Source organism: Maribacter sp. MAR_2009_72 (assembly GCF_007827235.1).
In the GTDB taxonomy this organism is placed as follows: domain Bacteria; phylum Bacteroidota; class Bacteroidia; order Flavobacteriales; family Flavobacteriaceae; genus Maribacter; species Maribacter sedimenticola.
The window spans coordinates 2,408,316-2,426,776 of record NZ_VISB01000001.1; the positions used below are offsets into that span (position 1 = coordinate 2,408,316).

Below are 18,461 nucleotides of genomic sequence, written 5' to 3' on the forward strand. Positions count from 1 at the left end.
AAAAATTTATTGAAAAATGATTAGTTATATTCTATTCTTTGCCGCATACACACAAGTGAAATCCTCAAATTCCAAAAAATGTATTTGATAATGAGAAAGGGTACCGTTGTAAATTATTTCAGCTGTTGTGCTACAATCTTCAAATAAAAAATCCTGTACATTTATGTGCTGCAGAAAGCTTAATCCGCGCTCCCCATAAATTTTATATAAGGATTCTTTAGCGCCCCAAACAATGGTAAGTTTCCTAATAATGGCAGCAGTATTTGCCAAGGTACGGTATTCCTCAAACGGGGTAAACTTATGCGCAATGCGCAATATTTTATCTCGTTGCATCTCAATATCAATGCCAACCTCTAGCGTACTGCTAACAATGATTCCCGTAAAATTATGGGAATGGGTTATAGAAATATACTTCCCATCTTTTAAATGTGGTTTACCATTATCATCATACACCAGATCAAAATCCGTATACCCATACTGGGCCAACAAGTGCCTAATACTTAAAAAGGCCCTTCTGTGCAAAGTTGATTTCATACCATTGAACCGTGATTGGCAATGTGGACTGAGCTCAACATTATCCCACAACATTTCCTCAGTTTCCTCAACCTTCCAAATAGCAAGGGAGGTATCATTATCAATTGTTATTGTTTTGTAAAGCGGCATGGGATTCTTAGGGTTATTCGTACCTTTGTGACTTCATAAAAATTGCTGATCACAGATAAACGAAAGTATAAAATAATATAGATATGAGCACGAAAACTATACCGTATGTGCCTTATAAGGTTAAGGATATTACACTTGCCGATTGGGGAAGGAAAGAAATTGAACTGGCAGAAGCTGAAATGCCGGGACTAATGTCGTTAAGAGAAGAGTACAAAAATGAACAACCTTTAAAGGGCGCGCGTATTGCCGGATGTCTTCATATGACCATACAGACAGCTGTGTTGATCGAAACATTGACCGCATTGGGCGCAGAGGTAACTTGGAGCTCATGTAATATATTTTCTACCCAAGATCAGGCTGCTGCCGCAATTGCCGCAACCGGTGTACCTGTTTATGCCTGGAAGGGTATGAACGAAGAAGAGTTTGATTGGTGCATTGAACAAACCTTATTTTTTGGAGAGGACAGAAAACCGTTGAACATGATCCTTGATGATGGCGGCGACCTTACCAATATGGTGCTGGATAAATATCCCGAAATGGCCGCAGGTATTAAAGGACTTTCAGAAGAAACTACTACAGGAGTACACCGTTTATATGAGCGTGTAAAAAATGGTACACTACCTATGCCCGCCATTAATGTGAACGATTCTGTTACTAAATCGAAATTTGATAATAAATATGGATGTAGGGAAAGTGCGGTAGATGCCATACGTAGGGCCACGGATACCATGTTAGCAGGTAAACGCGTAGTTGTTGCTGGTTATGGAGATGTTGGCAAAGGTACGGCGGCTTCGTTCAAAGGTGCCGGATCTATAGTTACGGTTACCGAAATTGACCCAATTTGCGCTCTACAGGCTTGTATGGACGGATTTGAAGTCAAAAAATTGGAAACGGTAATAGGCAATGCGGATATCGTTATTACCACCACAGGTAATAAGGATATTATCAGAGCTGAGCATTTTGAAGCACTAAAGGATAAGGCCATTGTTTGTAACATAGGCCACTTTGACAATGAAATAGATATGGGCTGGTTAAACAAAAACCATGGCCATACCAAGGATGAAATCAAGCCACAGGTAGATAAATATACCATTAACGGCAAGGATGTAATTGTATTGGCAGAAGGAAGATTGGTAAACTTAGGTTGCGCCACAGGACATCCTAGTTTTGTAATGAGCAATTCTTTTACCAACCAGACCTTGGCACAGATAGAGCTTTGGAAAAATAGCGATTCTTATGAGAACAAGGTATACATGCTACCTAAACATTTAGATGAAAAGGTTGCCAAATTACACTTATCTCGCTTAGGAGCGGAACTTACCGAATTAAAGCAAGATCAAGCTGAATATATTGGGGTAACCGTAGAAGGTCCGTTTAAACCGGAATACTATAGATACTAATAAGTTCATTATACAAAAAAGGTCCTGACGAAAATCAGGACCTTTTTTATTTGTTGACCACTATGTTATTTATTAATTATTTGAAGCTAACATTCCTTCTAAATAATAACAATCTGTCTGTTCCTTTATTTGGGCCAAACCTTCCTCTTTTGAACTTAACGGATTAATTTTTATTTCCTGTCCATTGGGCATATAAACAATATAAAATCCTTCTTCAAAGGAAGATAATTTAATAATTTCTCCATTTGGTCTTACTGCGTTCCAAGATTTTTCGCTTGGCTTATAAACCAAATCTATCTTTTTTCCTTTTTTAGGTCCCTCAACAACGGTAATCTGCATTCTGTTTTTAGTAGCGGTCATTTCAAAAGTATTTCCGTCTCTTTCTACCATTTGCGTTTCTTGTTCTCCTTCTTTCATGGCAATTGGATTAGAACCGCTCCAAAATTCAATAACATTGAAAATTATGGTATCTCCCAAAAAGAACAGACCATAAACCGGTATTATATTTAGACCCCAAAATACAAGGTTGTTTACAAATTTACTGTCAGACACTCCTTGGTTCCAATCCTTTAGATTATTAAAGGCACTAAAAGAACCTAGACAGCTAGAAAATAATAGCGTACTGGCCATTGCAACACAGATAATTGATTTTTTCATAATTAAGATTGTTTAGAATTAACTATCAAATTAGATGATTTTAAATTGAAAACCTATGCTTGTTTACAAATTTTATTGCCTTTAATGCTCTTTGAAAGCTTTAAATGAATCAACAAAATCCCAATTATTTTGACTTTTATAAAATTACAACTGGTTCAATATCCCATTTTATTATAAGGTGTAATTTTCCGTACTTCGTCATAAAATTGAACAACATGATCATATTTGTGGATATGGACGAGGTCATAGCGGATACCTACGGGGCGCACATTGAGCTTTACAACCAAGAATTTAAAGGGGAATTGACTACAGAATTATGTGCGGGCTCTGAAGTATGGCGTATGGTACCGGAAGCCCACCAAGAGAGTGTTAAAAAACATGCTACCAGACGTGGTTTTTTCAGAAACTTAAAACCTATACCAGGTAGCCAGGAAATACTTGCACAATTATCTAACAAACATGATGTCTATATAGCCTCGGCAGCTATGCAGTTTCCTAATTCATTAGAGGAAAAGAGCGATTGGCTAGATGAACATTTTCCTTTTATTCCATGGCAGAATAGAATTCTATGCGGACATAAGCATATTTTAAAGGGTGATGTCCTGATCGATGACAGAAATTACAATCTTGAAAAATTTAATGGGCGTGCGTTGCAATTTACCTCACCACATAATATCAATACATCAGGATTTGAACGTGTTGACACCTGGTTTGAAATTGCAAATAAATTGATGTAACACCATGTAAAAATGTTGCCAAAAAAACAGCGACCAAATAAATGGCCGCTGTTGTATATATTACTTACTGTTATCAACATTATTTTTTAAATAGGTCATATTTTAGGCCCACTGTAAAGCGCTGACCATAAAATTCCATTTGCTGCGTACGCTCCTTAACACCTTGAAAATATCGTAAAGGCTGATTGGTGACATTATTTAAGTCCGCATAAATACTTAGATTACCATTAATTTGATACGATGCGTTCATATCTATAAATAACTGGGTATCATAGTACCTATCCTCAAAATTGTTCCCCCCAATTTCATCTATATAACTATCCGAAAAATTGGCAGATAAACGTGCACTGAATTTTTTATCCGCATAGGCCAAAGAACCGTTGAACATATTGGGCGAGGTATTTGGCAAATCCAAATCGTTCCGCTCATCTCCATCCTCATTTCTAATACCCTCTGCGGTAGAGGATAAATAGGTATAATTTAAATAGATACTAAAATTTCTTGCAAAACCCGGGAGAAAATCCAATTGACGCTGAAAAGCAAGTTCCATACCAAATATGGTTGCACTGTCCCCATTTAAAGGTTGAAATACATCATACCCTTCTGTACCAGCACCTAAACTATCATCTGGGGCCTCATAGATAAAAGTATAGATAAAATCATCTATATTTTTGTAAAATAAGCCGCCGGATAGCAACCCAACACTTTGAAAATAATGCTCTGCCATGATATCAAAATTCATGGATGTCGTAGGACTTAAATCGGCATTACCCAAAACCAACTCCTTATCTTCATTGATAACCTCTGCCCTTGGTATTAAATCTTGATAGTTTGGTCGTGCCAAGGTGTTTGTCCACGCAAACCGCAATATGGTATTATTCGTAAGATTGTATTTAAAATGTACTCCGGGCAGTATATTTGAATATGAGTTTTCGCCATTTACTTCTTCTACGACTATAGCTTCCTCAATACCCGCATCTTCGTCCTCTTCTATATAAATGACCCTATTACCCTTAGATTCTAAATTTGTGTTTTCTATACGCAATCCGGCTAAGACGCTAAATTTTTCACTAAGTTTTTGATTGACCATTACATAACCGGCAAACACATCCTCATTAACGTTAAAATTAGCGGGTGCAAATTCATCTACGATCAACTCACCATTATTAGGAACTAAATTTAAAGCCCCCAACCAATCTTCACTTGCAAATGAACCTATTTGATATTGACTTCCGGCCAAAAAATTAGTATCACTGTACTCCTTGACCGGCACATCTGCCAAGGTAGGAAAGTCATCCTCTAGGTCAAATTCATAAAAATTGTTTTCCCTTAACTTGGATTTGAACCTGCCCCTTGCACCAAATTTTAACGTACCGTCCCCTTGACCAAAAATATCAAGCGGCAGCTGAAAATTAATAAATACGTTTATATCTTCTTCTTCGGTATATTGGTTTTCTTCGGTAATCTCACTGTACTCAAAATTGGTTAAGGCGGCATCCTCGGCATTTGCCACTGAAAATCTTGGATATCTGGAATTCAACACATCATTATTAACGATATATTCAGATTCAAACTCCGCGTAACGCTCATTAAGTCTTTCCTCACTGGCTTTGGCATAGGATGTCATCCAATCTACCTTGACATTGCCCCAAAGATGATTTCCCCCCAAACTATAATTTTGCATTCTTTGGTCCTCTAGGCGTCGGTTTTTATTCCTTTTACTATCAATACCTCCTTTAGACTGCCTTTTCACCTCCACGGGAAAACTTGTAGGCATCCCGTCCGTGATCGTAAAATCTCCCAATTCAATATCTTCGGCATCTAAAATCTCATGTTCCAATCTAAAACGGTTTTCCCTATCGTCACGCCAATTGTACATGGTTTTTAAAAATACCGTATTATTTACATCAAGCTTATAATCCAAGTTCGCGGAAAAGCTTCTTCTAATACGCTGTACTAAATATTCCCGCTGCTCATACACGTTTACGTAAGGAGCTACATTTACCTCTTCCAAAATTGGCTCCCCTTCATCATCCTCTACTCCTGTATTATATTCAAATTCATTGGTCCATTCCGCCTCAACGTTGTCCGATCCAAAATCATTATCGTTTCCAGATACTGCAAGCATCCATCCAAACTTATCGTTTTTACTACGGTCACCCAATAGCACGGAACCATTCAGAATTGGCTTGTCTGTTATAAAATTAATTCCCGACCCTAGAGTGGCAGAAAGTCTAAAGCCTTGTGGAGACGTTCTTGTGATAAGGTTTACGGAACCACCAAGGGCATCTGCATCCATATCTGGGGTAACCGCCTTACTAACTTCTATGGACTGGATCATATCTGCCGGAATTAAATCCATCTGTACGTTTCTATTATCCCCTTCGGCAGAGGGCACCCTACTTCCATTAAGGGTCACGGAATTTAGTTGAGGCGAAAGTCCACGCACAATAACGTTTCTTGCCTCACCTTGATCAACCTGCATGGTTATTCCCGGTATTCTTTTAACGGCATCACCAATATTGGCATCAGGAAACTTGCCGATCTGATCGGTAGATACCACATTGGTAATATTAAGGTTTGTCCTTTGGGTATTCAAGGCTTTAGATTGGCCACTTAAGCCATAGGCAGAAACCTCAACACCATCAAGCTCCATAGTTTTGGGCTCAATGGAAAAATTAACACTGATCGTGGTATTTTCCTCTACCGTAATTTCCTTGTAAAGTTCCGCATAACCTAAATAAGAGATTTCTATAGTGTATGTTCCTACCGGTACATCTACTATAGCGAACCTACCATCAAAATCCGTAATTGCTCCTTTGGAGAGCGAAGTAATAATTGCATTTGCCCCGGGCAAATAAAGGCCGTTCTCATCTGTTACGGTACCCTGAACATTTCCTGATTGTGCCATGGCAATCATAGGCACAAGTAATACTAAGTAAAAAAAAACAGCATTTTTCATTTTCTAAGTGGTTGTTATTTGGCCACAAAGAAATTAAAGTGCAAACAAAACAATGTTGTGTAAACCTTAAGGATATTTTAAGCTTATTTCAATTTACAGGCCAGTTTACCATTACTTAACCCTAGCCTAACAAAAAACCCCTCTTCAATAAGAAGAGGGGTTTTTTAACTTAATTTTTCTAATGATTAAGCTTCGAAAGGCTCAATGGAAACAAAAGATTTTCCACCTGCTTTTTTCGTAAACTTTACCAAACCATCTACACGTGCGTGTAATGTATGATCTTTTCCTGCGTAAACATTTTCACCAGGATTGTGTCTTGTTCCTCGCTGTCTAACAATAATGTTACCAGCAACAGCGGCCTGACCACCAAAAATCTTAACTCCTAATCGTTTCGATTCTGATTCCCTACCGTTTTTTGAACTACCTACACCTTTCTTATGTGCCATTGTCTAAGGTTTTATATATTATACTTAATGGTAAGCTTATTTAGCTACACCACCATCTAATTCATCTTGCCATTTTTGTAACTCTTCCCATTTACCGTCAGCTGCTAATTGTGCTTGCTTTGGCCAAGTATCAGTTACATGGTTTCCACGAACGTCAGCAATGATTTCAGAAATCTTGGCCGCGTCTGTTTTTGCCAACTCTGCAAAAGTCGAAATTCCTGCAGCGTTTAAGGTTTCGGCTATTTTTGGCCCAATACCTTCAATCTTTTTTAAATCATCACCCTTTGCCGTTGCCTTTTTTGCTTTTGGCTTGGATGCTACGGAAACATCTACTGGAGCTGCCTTACCATCAGCTTTCTTTGCCTTGGGCTCAGCTTTTTTGGTTTCTGTCTTCTTTGCTCCTTTTGAAATTATGGACTCAATAACAATCTCAGTCAAGGATTGACGATGTCCATTTTTCTTTTTGTAACCTTTACGTCTTTTCTTATGAAAAACGATTACCTTATCTCCTCTAAGGTGTTTAACGACTTTAGCCTCTACTGCGGCTCCGTCTATAGCCGGGGCGCCAACGGTAACATTCGATCCATCTGCCAAAAGAAGAACATTGTCAAAAGTAACCTTTTTCCCTTCTTCTGTCTGTAAACGGTGAACGTACACTTTTTGGTCTTTTGCAACTTTAAATTGCTGCCCTGCCATCTCTACAATTGCGTACATATTGTTAAATGTAAAAATTAAACCTAATGGATTTTTTCCATAGGCGGGTGCAAATATACTTCTTAATCGTGAATTTACAAGTGTTTTTTAGGAATTTTGCACCTGTTTTATTTTTGTAGTGTTCGTAGCCTTAAACAGTTGCATATAGGCCAAGGTCAAAACCAAGCTTGTAGTAAAGCCCATAACCGCTACAACAAGAAAAACTATAGCCTCAAAACTGCGGTAAGTACTTGCCCATTTTGTAGATAATTCCTCTAAAAATCCTGGCTGTAATTCTGTGGAATACAACGCAAAAAATAAGGTGAATATGAATGTTGCCACCCCACCGGTTACCAAACCGGCCACAAACCCTTCTCCATACGTAAAGTCCCTACCCTTTTGGACTTTATAATATTTTATGGCCTCATAAATGGCAAAACCGGTAATAACCACATTAAACAAACTGTAGAAAACATTGACATGGAGCCCAAGAAGAGACAAAATTAAAAAGTAAGCTATTAAACAACCACTTGCCGCAACTCCGAAACGAATAGGTAACGCATAATTTTTCATACCTTAAAACCTTGATTATTAACTCCTTTAAGGTAATCAATAAACTTTAAATTTTTAAAAAATTGGTGTTAAAGAATTAACATTAATAAAAATTTACCTACAATTCTTTATTTTTAGTGTAACACTATTAATATTTTAACCACTAAACATATACAACCTTTATACTAAACACTATTTAAATGAAAAAACTATTACTCCGATCATCGGCGATCTTGTTATGTGGAATTACAACATTTGCCCAAGAGGTAAATTATGAAGAATACGATCTGGACAACGGCCTCCACGTAATATTACATCAAGATAAAACCACACCTATTGTAACGACTTCTGTTATGTACCATGTTGGGGGCAAGGATAGAACTGAAGGAAGAACCGGCTTTGCTCATTTGTTTGAACACCTGTTGTTTGAAGGAACCAAGAATATAGAAAAAGGTAAATGGTTTGAAATCGTTTCCTCTAATGGCGGCACCAATAACGCCAATACCACCCAAGACCGTACCTATTATTATGAAGTTTTTCCTTCCAACAACTTAAAATTAGGTCTTTGGTTAGAATCAGAACGGATGCTACATCCCATTATAGACCAAAGCGGTATAGATACCCAAAAAGAGGTAGTCAAAGAAGAAAAAAGACTTAGCTATGACAACTCGCCTTACGGACAGTTCTTACCGGTTTTAGGAAAAAACCTATTTGATGTACACCCTTATAAAGATCCAAACATTGGTTATATGAAAGACTTGGATGCAGCAACATTGGATGATGTTCTTGTCTACAACCAAAAATATTATGTACCTAACAATGCCGTTTTAGTGGTTGCTGGAGATATAGACCTTACCGAAACCAAAAAATTGGTCAAAGACTATTTTGGACCAATACCAAAGGGTAACGCCATCACTCGTAATTACCCAGAGGAAACCCCTATTACAACACAGAAAAAAGCAACTTTCAATGACCCCAATATTCAGATACCGGCTGCCATGGTTGCATATAGAACCCCAGGATTCACAGAAAGGGATGCTTATGTACTGGATGTTATTTCCACATATTTAAGCGATGGGCCATCATCCAAATTATATAAAAAAATGGTGGATGACCAAAAACAAGCGTTACAAGTTGGAGCATTTAATATTTCCCAAGAAGATTACGGTATGTACGTAGTCTTTGGGCTACCTGTAGGAGAAACCACTCTAGAAGTTCTATATACCGAAATGGAGGAAGAAATTGAAAAAGTAAGGACAACATTGATTTCTGAAAAAGACTATCAAAAAATCCAAAATAAATTTGAAAATCAATTTGTCAACTCCAATTCAAGTGTTGAGGGAATCGCGAATTCTTTGGCCAGATACTATTTGTTATACGGGGATACTTCTTTGATCAACAAGGAAATTGAAGTTTATAGATCAATTACCCGCGAAGAGATAAAGAATGTAGCCAGCAAATGTTTAAACACCAACCAAAGACTTTTATTAGAATACCTACCTGAGGAAAACCCTGCAAACTAACACAATGATGAAAAGAATAACGATATTAATTGCGGCATTTTTTATAAGTATAGCCGCTCAAGCACAAGTAGACCGCACAGTAATGCCTAAGCCCGGGCCAGCTCCGGAAATTAACTTAAAGACTCCTACCAGTTTTAAACTGAACAACGGGTTAAAGGTAATGGTCGTGGAAAACCATAAACTACCCAGGGTCAGCATTCAATTAACTATAGACAACCCACCTATTTTGGAAGGAAATAAGGCGGGAGTAAGTAGTCTTACCGGGAGCCTTCTTGGTAACGGGTCTACCAATATTCCAAAAGATGAGTTTAACGAAGAGATAGATTTCTTAGGCGCCCGTTTAAATTTTGGTTCCCAAGGTGCATATGCCAGTTCTCTTTCCAAATATTTTCCACGTATGATGGAACTGATGGCAGATGCCGCCATTAATCCTAATTTTACACAAGAAGAATTTGAAAAAGAAAAAAATAAACTGATTACAGGCCTTAAGACCGAAGAGAAAGATGTATCGGCAATTGCCAACAGGGTGCAATTGGCATTGGCTTACGGCAAAGATCATCCTTACGGGGAAATAACATCCGAAGAAACGGTAAAAAACATTTCCTTGACGGATGTAGAAGCATTTTACAGAGACTATTTTGTACCTGCCAATGCATACTTGATCATCATTGGAGATATAACCATAGATCAGGTAAAACAATTGACCGAAGAATATTTTACTTCTTGGACAAAAGCCGTTCCTCCTTCATTTTCATATTCACAGCCCATAAACGTTCCAAACACACAGATTAATTTTGTTGATTTGCCCAATGCCGTCCAATCTGAAATTACGGTACAGAATATCGTTAATCTAAAGATGAAAGACAGTGATTATTTAGCCGCCCTGGTAGCAAATCAAATTTTAGGAGGCGGTGCAGAAGGTCGTCTGTTCTTAAACTTAAGAGAAGATAAAGGGTATACTTATAGCTCCTCATCTGCCATTAGGAACAACAAATTTGTGCCTACGAGATTTACTGCGGGAGCAAGCGTGAGAAATATGGTGACAGATAGTGCCATTGTAGAATTACTAAAGGAAATTAAACGCATAACCGTAGAACCTGTTAGTGAAAAAGAACTGAAAAATACAAAGGCCAAATATGCCGGTAGATTTGTTCTTGCACTTGAAAATCCACAAACAGTTGCCCAATATGCCCTAAATATAGAAACCGAGGACTTGCCCAAGGATTTTTACAAGACCTATTTGGAAAGACTTGATAACATAAGTACAGAGGAAGTGCAAATGGCCGCGCAAAAATTTTTCAATGTGGATAATGCCAGAATTGTGGTAGCAGGAAAAGGAAGCGAAATACTATCCAATTTGGAGCAAATTGACCTGAATGGCAAAAAAATACCCGTTTTACACTATACCAAGAATGCAGAACGGACAGAAGCCCCTAACTACGAAAGTTCAGTTCCCGAAAACTTGACCGCAAACGAGGTTATCAGTTCTTATATTACCGCTATTGGTGGCAAAGAAAAATTAGAGGATGTAGATACTTTTTTAATGACCGCTGCAGCTGAGATGCAAGGAATGCAACTAGACCTTGAGATTAAAAAAACAGCAGCCAACCAATTTATGCAAGATGTAAAGATGATGGGGAATTCAGTGAGCAAACAAGTATTGGACGGTGATACTGGCTATATGGTAAACCAAGGTCAACGAATGGAACTCTCCGGTGAAGAACTTCTGAAAATTAAAGCGGAATCCGCCCCATTTGTTGAACTCCAATATTTGACCAATTCAGATATTTCCTTGGACGGAGCAGAAATGGTCGGTGACAAAAGTGCATTTAAAGTAAAAGTTTCCGATGATAAAACTATTTTCTATGATGTAGAAACAGGCCTTAAACTACAAGAGGTAAATATTGCAGAAATGCAAGGTCAGCAAATACAGTCCACCTTTACCTATGAAGATTACAGGGAAGTGAACGGAATATTGTTTCCTTTTAAACTTACACAGACCATGGGCCCACAATCTTTTGAATTTATAGTATCCGAAATCAAGGTTAACGAAGGTGTATCTGAAGAAGATTTTAAATAATTATTAATTGTATTCATAAAAAAACCCGCTAAAAAGCGGGTTTTTTATTTTCTATATATTGAAATTATCCAATTTTATGAACCTTTGCCTCTCCAATGATTATACCTTTGTCCACACTTGGATCACCAATATAACTAACATTCGTCTCACCATAACAGGTTACTTTTAAACGTTCTGCTACATTTACCCTAAAATTACTTTCCCCATAGGCGGTTATCTTTGTTTCATCCGCATGCATTCCCAAAGTATTTACCTCACTTTCACCATAGGCCCTATATACCTGTCTATTTATATTTCCCTTACTGATTTCCAAATAGCTACTTCCATAGATTGCAACCGTAAACGCATCAAAATCCACGTCACTTAAATAAACCTTAGCTTCACCGTATAAAGACATTTTAAAATCATTGGCTTTCAAAGGACCTTCGCTCCTTACTATTTCTTCTCCCCTAACCGATAAGTTCCTTAATTCCCTATAAGTAATCGTTGCAGTTACCATGGTGCCGTTATATAATGGTTTGCTACCTCTCCAATGGTCACTGGAAACACGTTCTGACTTGGTGACCACCTTTGCACCATCCAAATAAAGCCTTAACACATTACCTTCTACTTCAACATTTATTTTATCCATGGGAACTTTGGCATTATTGATAACAACACCTTCTTGATCACCTTCCACTAAGTTTACCTCTATATGCGGACTTACAATTATTTTATTGAAAGATGTTACCGCAAATGAGCTGTCTTGTGCCCATAGACCACAAACCACACCTATAATCATAAAAACGGAAAGAATAATTTTTTTCATATGTACCATACCTTATAAGTTATATTTTCAAAGTAAAGACAATCATTGTTTTAACTTGTTACAGTTGCTTCTACAATAAACGCCTTAAACTTTCCTTTTTCGGTTTACCAACCACACCCCAAACAAGATAACCAATCCACCAAAAAGTTGGAAAATGCTTATTGACTCGCCATCCAACCATCCCCATAATACTGCAACAAGTGGAATTAAATAGGTTACCGAAGCCGCAAATACCGGGCTGGACAATTTTATAAGTTTATTGAACATAATATTTGCCAAAGCTGTACCCAACAAGGCCAATATCAATACATACCATACTGCGTTATGCATTGCCCCATTTTCTGAAAACGTCACCAAAACATCAGTATACAAAAGTACTGCAAGGGCTGGAAAAAAAGCGACCCCAAAACTTGCAGTAGTTACCGACAACGGACTTAAATGCGCCAAATGTTTTTTAATGATATTGATATTGAATGCGTAGCCCAATGCAGAGGCTATAATAAAAAAGGAATACCAATAATTTTGATCCGGATTAAAATCCATACCCGCTACAATTAATATTACAGTACCCAAAAGCCCAACAAAAACACCCCATATTTGCCTTTGCTTAAATGCCAGACCAAATAATGTAATACCCACCAATGTTGTAAACAATGGAGCTACCGAATTTAAAATTGACGTAACACCACTACTAATTTGCATTTGCGCAATTGCAAAGAAAAAAGGAGGAAAAAAAGAACTGCACAATCCTGCTATCCCAATATACTTCCAATCCTTACCGGATAATGTCCTCAAAGATTTAAATCCCAACAAAAACAACAAGATTGATGCAAATACTATTCGTAATCCGCCAACTTGTAAAGGGGTAAATCCAAGTAAGGATTTTTTAATTAAAATAAATGAGGAACCCCAAATCAAAGCCAAAACAACGAGGTATAACCACTTTTGTTCAATATTTTTCAAAGTCTTTTATTTATGACAAATGTGAGGTTTTTTGCAGAAAGTTGATTTATCACTTCTTTTATTTATATGAACATGTTATCATTTTACATATTTGGTATCTTTACATTAAGGTTCATTTTTAAGACCTATTGGTACAAACATTCTGATTATGGGCATTAAGCTATTTATATCGTTCTTTTTTCTTTCTGCATTGTCGTTTAGTGATATTTCTGCACAAGAATCTACATCTAAAATTGTCATGCAGACCCCTAACAATATTACCCATGCAACCATAGCCATAGATGGTATGGCTTGCCAAGAGGGCTGTGCAAATAAAATTGGAGCTAATTTAAAAGAGGCCAAAGGTGTTCTTTCCGCAGACATTAGTTTTGAGAATAAAAATGGGATAATAGTTTTTGACCCAACAGTTATTGGTTTAGAGGAAATTGAACATATTATTACAAATACCAAGTTCAATAATTACGTGTACACAATAAAATCAATTCAAATCAATAAAGAATAATTACATGAAAAATTTAGTCGTCATTTTAGCTCTATTAGGAATGTTCAGTGCCTTTTCTTGCAAAGAAACAAAGAGAGCAGAGGCAGATTCAAAGGAGAAGGTAAATCTAGAGGAGCCTACAAAAATGGAGCATGTAATGAAAATTCATGATGAGGTTATGCCCAAAATGGGCACTTTAGGAAAATTGGTCGGACAATTAAAACCACTAGCCGACTCTCTAGGAATAAATTCTGCAGAAGCCAAAGCCATGAAAGATCTTCAGGATGCCAATAAAGCCATGATGGATTGGATGCAAGGTTTTGGAAACCGTTTTGATGCAGAAGAAATTATGAAAGGAAAGGAACTTTCCGATGAAAAAAAGAAATGGTTATTGGAAGAGGAAGAAAAAGTTATTCAAGTAAAGAACGATATCAATACCAGTATTAAAAAGGCCCAAGAACTTTTAAGCCAACAATAAAAGCTTTAAAATTTTAACCACCATTGCTCATTATTGGTCAATGGTTTGTCTAAATATATTGGCTGTCCTATTTTTGGAGCTATCATATCTACCCCTAATTCCTTGGCCTTTACCGAAACCCGCTCTATAGGTTCCGTCCAAGGATGCATAGCTAATTTAAATGCGCCCCAATGTATAGGCATCATACGTTTTGCCCTAACATCTATACTTGCCTGGGCGGTTTCTTCTGGCATCATATGAATTGCTTTCCATAGTTCATTGTATTGACCACACTCCATCATTGCAAAATCAAACGGACCAAATTTATCTCCTATTTTCTGAAAATGGGGACCATAGCCACTATCTCCACTGAAGAATATTTTTTCATTTCCAAGATTAATTACCCATGAACTCCATAAAGTATTTCCCCTATCTGATATGCCCCTTCCAGAAAAATGCTGAGCAGGTGTGCAAATAAATTCCATTCCTAAATAATTGGTTGTATTCCACCAATCCAGCTCTAGAATATCTTTTTGTTCTACCCCCCATTCTGTCAAATGTACTCCCAAACCCAAGGGGGTTATAAATTTGTTTACTTTGTCCTTTAATAGTAAAACCGACCCATAATCCAAGTGATCATAATGGTCATGAGAAAACACTACGGCATCTATGCGTGGCAATTGGTCAATTTCTATTGGTAATTTTTTACTGAACCTAGAAGTACCCAACATTGAGTTTGGTGCAGGCACTTCGCCGAACATGGGATCAATTAATATATTTTTGGTGGCACTTTGCAAAAGAAACGTTGAATGGCCAAACCAAATTAACCGCGTAGGACCAACGTAATCAGCAATTGCGACAGAATCTATAGCCTCTACGGAAATATTGTGTTCAGGTATGGTTTTGGGCAAAGGAAAAAAATAACCTTTTAATGATTTCATCATATCGCCAAAACCCAAATTGACATCCGCCCCGTTGATATTAACAAATTTTCCGTCCTTATAATTAGGTGAAACCACGTAACGTTCCTTTTGTTCCTTGGTCATTTTACCCCCAAATTGTGGACTGTTGGTTACGAACAAAAATACGCTTAACACAATTAAACCTACAATCACTAAGATTACCAATGCCATTTTCTTAACTAATTTTTTTAGGTTTAACATACATTTTATGGATGGTCTATAGCAATTAAAAGGGTAATTTCTGTAAATCTACGTTACCGCCGGATATGATTATGCCCACTTTTTTATTTTTAAATACTTTGTAATTATTCTTTGAATAGTTAATTGCGGCAGCTACGGCTACAGCACTGGAGGGTTCAATAATAAGCTTCATTCGTTCCCAAATCATTTGCATAGCCCTAACTATTTCTTCTTCATCTACCCTTATGATACCTTCAACATTGTTTTGAATAATTGGAAAATTAATATCTCCTAAAGTTGTTTTTAATCCATCTGCAATAGTATTTACACTGGTATTTCCCTCAATTTTTCCACTGATCAATGAGCGGTATGCATCATCTGCTTCAAAAGGTTCCCCACCCAATACACTGCATTTTGAACCAAAATATTTGACCGCCAACGAAGATCCGGCAATTAATCCCCCTCCTCCTACAGGACAGAACAAATATTCTAAATGGGGCTGTTCCCCTAGTAGTTCCATGGCGGCTGTACCTTGCCCTATTATAACATGCTCATCATTAGAAGGATGAATAAATGTAGCCCCGGTCTCATTTGCAATGTTGTTTGCCATTGCCTGTCTAGCCTCTACCGTAGGAGTACATTCGTGAATTATTCCACCATATTCCCTTACACCAATTTTTTTAACCTCCGGTGCCGTACTGGGCATGACAATATGGGCTACAACACCTATACTTTGTGCCGCCAATGACAATGCCTGTGCAAAATTACCGGAAGAATGGGTTACCACACCGTTTTTCTTTTGATCCTTGGATAATAGTAAAATGGCGTTGGTTGCACCCCTCATTTTATAAGCACCGGCACGTTGAAAATTTTCACACTTAAAAAACAGATTGGCGCCTAATTCCTTATTTACCAACCGTGAAGTAAAAACCGGGGTGTTATGTATGTAGGGCTTTATTCGTGCATGACATTCCGATAATTGATTAGCTGTCACCATACCTACTTTTTTAATGTTTCCATTCTAAGGTTTCAATTATACCTCTTATATCATTTTGCAGATAGGCCGCTGCAGGGAGAATAGAATCATAGTTGGGCTTTGTATAAAAATATACCGATCCCGTAAGAAAGTGCGACGTACTGTCCGTAACGAAAAATTGTGACTGTGAAGCGGCATTGCCCTGCACTTCAAACAAAGCACCATACACCCTTTTGTTGGGATTAACATATGGTTGCTCTACAATATTATCCGCTTTTGCGGCATGTTCATAGCTTAAACGTTTGGAATCATGGATCAATTTTTCCAAATTTCCATCAATCTTCATATAACTAAGGAATATTGCCCCCTTCATATCTGGATATGAAATCGTAAAAGCCTTGTCATCATTAAGTTCCGCAATGGCTAGTTCATTATATTTAAAACTAAAATTCTCGGTTTCCAATTCCGCCAATTTTCCCTGTGGATATTCCAGGCGCATTTTTGCCTTTGGCTTAGGAATGGGGTCATCTTGGCAACCGGCTACAAACAACAAGGATACTATTAAACCTATCAATACACTATTCTTCATGAGGTAAAGTAACTTTTATCTGTTTCAGTCTTTTTTTATCCATAGCTTCAACAACAAAGGTATAAGCTTCAAAATGTATTTTTTCTCCACGTTTGGGAAAACTTCCCGCTTTTTCCAATACAAAACCGGCAAGGGTTTCGGACTCGCCCTTGTTTTCTTCAAAAATTTCGGTATCCTCTAGACGAATTACCCTGTAAAAATCCTTAAGTGGGGTTTTGCCTTCAAAAACATAATTGAAATCATCCAATTTGGAATAAATAAGATCTTCATCATCAAATTCATCACTTATATCTCCAACTATTTCCTCTATAATATCTTCCAAGGTCACCAGACCAGAGGTGCCGCCGTATTCATCAACCACAATGGCCAAATGATTTTTCTTATCTTGAAATTCCGCCAAAAGATCATCTAATTTTTTATTTTCAGGAACAAAATATGGTTCCCTTATCAACGTCATCCAATTAAATGTCTTTCTATCCAGATATGGCAATAGGTCCTTTACATATAAAACCCCTTTGACCGTATCAATATTTTCACCAAAAACCGGAATCCTGGAATATCCGTTCTTTTTTATCTCCCCCAAAACTTCTGGGAATTTCATTTGTTCGTTTAAGGCAAATATATCTATACGCGGCCTCATAACCTGCTTGGTATCCGTGTTGCCAAAGGTCACGATACCTTCTAAAATCTTTTTCTCTTCTTTGGTTGTATCGCCCTGTGAGGTTAAATCCAAGGCTTGGGATAAATGATCCACACTCAAATTAGATTTTTGTTTTCCCAATTTATTGTATAAAAACAATGTTCCCGATCGCATAGGCAAGCTTAAAGGGGAAAAAACAAAATCCAAGACCCTTAATGGAAATGCCATAAAATGGGAAAAGCTCATTCTATTTCTATTGGCATATACTTTGGGCAATATCTCCCCAAACATTAAAATAAGAAATGTTGCTACCACAACCTCTAATAGAAAACGGGCAGAAACAATACCAAACCATACTTTGGTTACATTGGCGAACAAGGTATCCCCAATTATGCTGAACAATAGGACCACCCCAATATTAATGGCATTATTGGCAATCAATATAGTGGCCAATAGTTTTTTGGGCCGCTCTAAGAGTTTTATAAGGATGGTACCCTTTGCCGTTTTTTTATCCTGTAATTCCTTTATTTCCGTAGAAGAAAGTCCAAACAAGGCCACCTCTGCACCAGAGATCAGTGCAGAACAGATAAGCAATATACATAGCACGACTATATTTATCGCAAATACACCGCTTACTACTAAAGATATCATTGCTAACGGTAAGGGGTCTGGGTCCAATAGTTATTGTTTAA

18 protein-coding genes are annotated in these 18,461 nt (G+C 37.4%); 6 read left to right on the top strand and 12 right to left on the bottom strand.

Annotated elements, in window-relative coordinates; all coding sequences use genetic code 11:
• Positions 1-24 precede the first annotated feature (24 nt).
• Positions 25-663: a 4'-phosphopantetheinyl transferase family protein gene (locus JM81_RS10075; RefSeq protein WP_144802972.1), complete on the bottom strand. Its 639-nt coding sequence runs from the start codon at positions 661-663 to the stop codon at positions 25-27.
• Positions 664-746: 83 nt separating this feature from the next.
• Between JM81_RS10075 and ahcY the strand changes: the two genes are divergently transcribed.
• Positions 747-2,063 carry an adenosylhomocysteinase gene (gene ahcY / locus JM81_RS10080; RefSeq protein WP_089260901.1) on the top strand — a complete coding sequence of 439 codons (1,317 nt, stop codon included), beginning with the start codon at positions 747-749 and terminating at the stop codon, positions 2,061-2,063.
• Positions 2,064-2,135: 72 nt separating this feature from the next.
• On the opposite strand, the gene JM81_RS10085 is transcribed toward ahcY, so the two are convergent.
• Positions 2,136-2,720 (bottom strand): DUF3332 domain-containing protein, encoded by a 585-nt coding sequence (locus JM81_RS10085; protein WP_089260902.1) that lies wholly within the window; start codon positions 2,718-2,720, stop codon positions 2,136-2,138.
• 215 nt (positions 2,721-2,935) lie between these two features.
• Here JM81_RS10085 and JM81_RS10090 point away from each other — a divergent pair, with 215 nt between their 5' ends.
• Positions 2,936-3,457, top strand: a complete 522-nt coding sequence (locus JM81_RS10090; protein WP_144802975.1) for a 5' nucleotidase, NT5C type — start codon at positions 2,936-2,938, stop codon at positions 3,455-3,457.
• Positions 3,458-3,536: 79 nt separating this feature from the next.
• Here JM81_RS10090 and JM81_RS10095 read toward each other — a convergent pair whose 3' ends face one another.
• The 4 genes from JM81_RS10095 to JM81_RS10110 form a co-directional block, all read right to left on the bottom strand.
• A complete protein-coding gene (locus tag JM81_RS10095) occupies positions 3,537-6,419 on the bottom strand; it encodes a TonB-dependent receptor (protein WP_261375016.1) in 2,883 nt (960 codons plus the stop codon).
• A gap of 185 nt (positions 6,420-6,604) precedes the next feature.
• Positions 6,605-6,865, bottom strand: coding sequence for a 50S ribosomal protein L27 (gene rpmA / locus JM81_RS10100; RefSeq protein WP_089260903.1), 261 nt, complete (start codon positions 6,863-6,865; stop codon positions 6,605-6,607).
• A 36-nt stretch (positions 6,866-6,901) separates the two neighbouring features.
• The gene (rplU, locus tag JM81_RS10105; RefSeq protein ID WP_144802978.1) at positions 6,902-7,579 is read right to left on the bottom strand and encodes a 50S ribosomal protein L21; all 678 of its coding nucleotides are present in this window, start codon (positions 7,577-7,579) and stop codon (positions 6,902-6,904) included.
• 87 nt (positions 7,580-7,666) lie between these two features.
• Positions 7,667-8,131 (bottom strand): DUF4199 domain-containing protein, encoded by a 465-nt coding sequence (locus tag JM81_RS10110; protein WP_089260905.1) that lies wholly within the window; start codon positions 8,129-8,131, stop codon positions 7,667-7,669.
• 179 nt (positions 8,132-8,310) lie between these two features.
• On the opposite strand from JM81_RS10110, the gene JM81_RS10115 reads away from it, so the two are divergent.
• Positions 8,311-9,633, top strand: coding sequence for a M16 family metallopeptidase (locus JM81_RS10115; RefSeq protein WP_144802981.1), 1,323 nt, complete (start codon positions 8,311-8,313; stop codon positions 9,631-9,633).
• A 4-nt stretch (positions 9,634-9,637) separates the two neighbouring features.
• The gene (locus tag JM81_RS10120) at positions 9,638-11,713 is read left to right on the top strand and encodes a M16 family metallopeptidase (protein ID WP_315897747.1); all 2,076 of its coding nucleotides are present in this window, start codon (positions 9,638-9,640) and stop codon (positions 11,711-11,713) included.
• Between the two features lie 64 nt (positions 11,714-11,777).
• Here the strand turns inward: JM81_RS10120 and JM81_RS10125 are convergent, their stop codons facing one another.
• Positions 11,778-12,521, bottom strand: a complete 744-nt coding sequence (locus tag JM81_RS10125; protein WP_186435559.1) for a head GIN domain-containing protein — start codon at positions 12,519-12,521, stop codon at positions 11,778-11,780.
• An 84-nt stretch (positions 12,522-12,605) separates the two neighbouring features.
• Positions 12,606-13,484, bottom strand: coding sequence for a DMT family transporter (locus tag JM81_RS10130; protein ID WP_144802985.1), 879 nt, complete (start codon positions 13,482-13,484; stop codon positions 12,606-12,608).
• Between the two features lie 148 nt (positions 13,485-13,632).
• On the opposite strand from JM81_RS10130, the gene JM81_RS10135 reads away from it, so the two are divergent.
• Both JM81_RS10135 and JM81_RS10140 read left to right on the top strand, forming a co-directional pair.
• Positions 13,633-13,986 (top strand): heavy-metal-associated domain-containing protein, encoded by a 354-nt coding sequence (locus JM81_RS10135; RefSeq protein WP_144802988.1) that lies wholly within the window; start codon positions 13,633-13,635, stop codon positions 13,984-13,986.
• Between the two features lie 4 nt (positions 13,987-13,990).
• The gene (locus tag JM81_RS10140) at positions 13,991-14,443 is read left to right on the top strand and encodes a hypothetical protein (protein WP_144802990.1); all 453 of its coding nucleotides are present in this window, start codon (positions 13,991-13,993) and stop codon (positions 14,441-14,443) included.
• Between the two features lie 5 nt (positions 14,444-14,448).
• Here JM81_RS10140 and JM81_RS10145 read toward each other — a convergent pair whose 3' ends face one another.
• The 4 genes from JM81_RS10145 to JM81_RS10160 are packed head-to-tail and all read right to left on the bottom strand — an operon-like array spanning position 14,449 to position 18,447.
• On the bottom strand, positions 14,449-15,555 hold the full coding sequence (locus JM81_RS10145) for an MBL fold metallo-hydrolase (protein ID WP_144805625.1): 1,107 nt from the start codon (positions 15,553-15,555) through the stop codon (positions 14,449-14,451).
• 55 nt (positions 15,556-15,610) lie between these two features.
• Positions 15,611-16,561, bottom strand: coding sequence for a pyridoxal-phosphate dependent enzyme (locus JM81_RS10150; RefSeq protein WP_144802993.1), 951 nt, complete (start codon positions 16,559-16,561; stop codon positions 15,611-15,613).
• Between the two features lie 10 nt (positions 16,562-16,571).
• Positions 16,572-17,129 (bottom strand): gliding motility lipoprotein GldD, encoded by a 558-nt coding sequence (gldD, locus tag JM81_RS10155; protein WP_144802996.1) that lies wholly within the window; start codon positions 17,127-17,129, stop codon positions 16,572-16,574.
• Positions 17,119-18,447: a gliding motility-associated protein GldE gene (locus JM81_RS10160; protein ID WP_379921251.1), complete on the bottom strand. Its 1,329-nt coding sequence runs from the start codon at positions 18,445-18,447 to the stop codon at positions 17,119-17,121. The genes gldD and JM81_RS10160 overlap by 11 nt, the downstream gene beginning before the upstream one ends.
• Positions 18,448-18,461: the final 14 nt, after the last annotated feature.

Bases quoted from the DNA above. Each gene is read 5' to 3' on its own strand.
- JM81_RS10075 (WP_144802972.1), bottom strand. From the start codon at position 663: ATGCCGCTTTACAAAACAATAACAATTGATAATGATACCTCCCTTGCT.
- JM81_RS10110 (WP_089260905.1), bottom strand. From the start codon at position 8,131: ATGAAAAATTATGCGTTACCTATTCGTTTCGGAGTTGCGGCAAGTGGT.
- JM81_RS10125 (WP_186435559.1), bottom strand. From the start codon at position 12,521: ATGAAAAAAATTATTCTTTCCGTTTTTATGATTATAGGTGTGGTTTGT.
- JM81_RS10095 (WP_261375016.1), bottom strand. From the start codon at position 6,419: ATGAAAAATGCTGTTTTTTTTTACTTAGTATTACTTGTGCCTATGATT.
- ahcY (WP_089260901.1), top strand. From the start codon at position 747: ATGAGCACGAAAACTATACCGTATGTGCCTTATAAGGTTAAGGATATT.
- rplU (WP_144802978.1), bottom strand. From the start codon at position 7,579: ATGTACGCAATTGTAGAGATGGCAGGGCAGCAATTTAAAGTTGCAAAA.
- JM81_RS10115 (WP_144802981.1), top strand. From the start codon at position 8,311: ATGAAAAAACTATTACTCCGATCATCGGCGATCTTGTTATGTGGAATT.
- JM81_RS10090 (WP_144802975.1), top strand. From the start codon at position 2,936: ATGATCATATTTGTGGATATGGACGAGGTCATAGCGGATACCTACGGG.
- JM81_RS10140 (WP_144802990.1), top strand. From the start codon at position 13,991: ATGAAAAATTTAGTCGTCATTTTAGCTCTATTAGGAATGTTCAGTGCC.
- JM81_RS10135 (WP_144802988.1), top strand. From the start codon at position 13,633: ATGGGCATTAAGCTATTTATATCGTTCTTTTTTCTTTCTGCATTGTCG.
- rpmA (WP_089260903.1), bottom strand. From the start codon at position 6,865: ATGGCACATAAGAAAGGTGTAGGTAGTTCAAAAAACGGTAGGGAATCA.
- gldD (WP_144802996.1), bottom strand. From the start codon at position 17,129: ATGAAGAATAGTGTATTGATAGGTTTAATAGTATCCTTGTTGTTTGTA.
- JM81_RS10150 (WP_144802993.1), bottom strand. From the start codon at position 16,561: ATGGTGACAGCTAATCAATTATCGGAATGTCATGCACGAATAAAGCCC.
- JM81_RS10145 (WP_144805625.1), bottom strand. From the start codon at position 15,555: ATGGCATTGGTAATCTTAGTGATTGTAGGTTTAATTGTGTTAAGCGTA.
- JM81_RS10120 (WP_315897747.1), top strand. From the start codon at position 9,638: ATGATGAAAAGAATAACGATATTAATTGCGGCATTTTTTATAAGTATA.
- JM81_RS10085 (WP_089260902.1), bottom strand. From the start codon at position 2,720: ATGAAAAAATCAATTATCTGTGTTGCAATGGCCAGTACGCTATTATTT.